Genomic DNA, 395 nt, shown 5'->3' on the forward strand with positions numbered 1-395 from the left:
GGAAAACCTGCGCATGATCTTGCGTGAAATTCGGAGAACGAATTACCAATGAAAGTGACACGAATCTCAGTAAACCTGAGCAAGACGGTTCAGGCCGTTACCTACGAGCCTGTTTCGGTCAGCTTTAGCATGGATGCCGAACTTGAGGCCGGGGACACAGTGAAAGAGGCGCGCGCCGCACTGTACGAAGAGGCGGCAAGAGGTGTGCGCCTCATGATGAAGAAAGAGCTTCGGCGTTGGCGCGAAGAACACGATGAGTGGCACGAAGAAAACTCGTAATACAGGAAATCTGATGTTCGCAAGTAAGAAAAAGGAAAGCAGTGCACCGATCGACGCAGAACAACATGCGCTTCATCGGAAGTATCGACCAACCAAACTCGACCGTTACCTTGGTC

1 protein-coding gene is annotated in these 395 nt (G+C 51.4%); it reads left to right on the plus strand.

Annotated elements, in window-relative coordinates:
* Positions 1 to 48 precede the first annotated feature (48 nt).
* Positions 49 to 279, plus strand: coding sequence for a hypothetical protein (locus AC1RPR_RS08415; RefSeq protein WP_289859366.1), 231 nt, complete (start codon positions 49 to 51; stop codon positions 277 to 279).
* Positions 280 to 395: the final 116 nt, after the last annotated feature.

The sequence above is a fragment of the Dellaglioa sp. CoH-57-MRSF-22 genome, assembly GCF_056781895.1.